The organism is Deltaproteobacteria bacterium (assembly GCA_009930495.1).
GTDB lineage: Bacteria > Desulfobacterota > Desulfovibrionia > Desulfovibrionales > Desulfomicrobiaceae > Desulfomicrobium.
On record RZYB01000389.1, the window covers coordinates 1 to 1,443 of the forward strand.

Consider the following 1,443-nt stretch of genomic DNA (forward strand, 5'->3'; position numbering starts at 1 on the left):
GGCAGCGTCGATCTGGACGTCTTCCCCATCACCAGCCAGGTCGATCTGTCCAAGGAAACAACCTTCGTGGACGGCTCCACCGTGACCCTGCCCGTGGTCGATGTGCGCAACGTCAACACCAATGTCCGCACCCGCGACGGGGACACGGTCATCCTGGGCGGCCTGATCTACAAAACCTCTCAGAAAAACGACAGCGCCGTGCCCGGTTTGGGCGAGGTGCCCGGCCTGGGCTGGCTCTTCAATTCCCGCCAGGACGCGGAAGACACCCGTGAACTGGTCATCGTCATGCACATTCGGGTCGTGGGATGAGCCTGATCTATAAAAGCCTGCAACAGGTCGCCCAAAACAATGGCCAGGGCGGGACGGGACGGTCCATGCCGCGCCATGCTCCCGGCAACGTCGGCCTGACCAAGCGCCTTGTCATTTTTCTGGCCATCCTGACCGGCGTCAGCGCCGCCGGCTACGGTCTGATCTGGTGGCTGCGCGGCGAGTTGGACCACATCGGCCCGCAGCTGGACGCGGCCTACCAGCAGGCCGTCGAAACCGAACGTCCGGTGCCCGAGGCCGTCAACGCCACGCCCGCCCCGGCGCCGGCGCCGGTCGCGATGCCGGCGGCCATGCCCCGGCTGAGCACGCCACCCAGGATTTCGCCCCCGGTGCAAACCAAGATCGGCATCGAGGATCTGGCCAAGCCCACCATCGAACTGGAACAGCTCTTTGTGCAGCGGGCCAAGCGCAATCAGCGCATCATGGAGCTGGACCGCCAGTTGGCCACGGCCTGGGCCCATGATGATTTGATCCGGGTGGGCACCCTGCTGACGGAACTCCGACGTACCGCCGGCGCCCAATCCAGCCTGCCGCGCAAATGGGAAGGCGCCCTGGCCTTGCGCCACGGCAATTTCGCCCAGGCCGAGGCGATTTTTTCCCGGCTGATCCAGGAGCGGCGCGGCGACATCGGGGCTCGAATCAATTTGGTCCAGGCTTTGCTTGGGCAAAACAAACACACCCAGGCACGCCTGGAACATGACCGGTTGCGGGCGGAGTTTCCCAACGACGCCAAAGTGCGGGAACTGCGGCTGGCCCTGCCATGACAGCTAACGGGCAAGGAGGAGGGCGTGAACGCGGAGCGGCCCGGATTGCGAGAGCCGGACGCCTCTGCTAGACACATAAAGACCAAAATTGACGGGCACCACCGTAATCGCGGCACCGGAAGTCAGGGGCACGACATTTTCACAACCAACGGATGGCAACGGGCGCATGCACCCAACATGGGCGCCAAGGACATGCGACCAGGCCAAGTGGCGCACCCGGCCGGCACACACAGCACAAGGAGTTACACATGCGGAAAGCAACACGGCAGCAGGGCGGTTTCACCCTCATCGAAATGGCCATCGTTCTGGTCATCATCGGCCTGATCATCGGCGCGGTGCTCAAGGGCCAGGA

General features: G+C 64.1%; 3 protein-coding genes. All 3 read left to right on the forward strand.

Annotated elements, in window-relative coordinates:
- A partial coding sequence (locus EOL86_14925) for a hypothetical protein (protein ID NCD26861.1) occupies positions 1-309 on the forward strand: 309 nt, incomplete at its 5' end.
- Positions 306-1,091: a tetratricopeptide repeat protein gene (locus EOL86_14930; GenBank protein ID NCD26862.1), complete on the forward strand. Its 786-nt coding sequence runs from the start codon at positions 306-308 to the stop codon at positions 1,089-1,091. The genes EOL86_14925 and EOL86_14930, both read left to right, overlap by 4 nt.
- 248 nt (positions 1,092-1,339) lie before the next feature.
- On the forward strand, positions 1,340-1,443 hold a 104-nt coding region (locus tag EOL86_14935; protein NCD26863.1), incomplete at its 3' end, for a prepilin-type N-terminal cleavage/methylation domain-containing protein.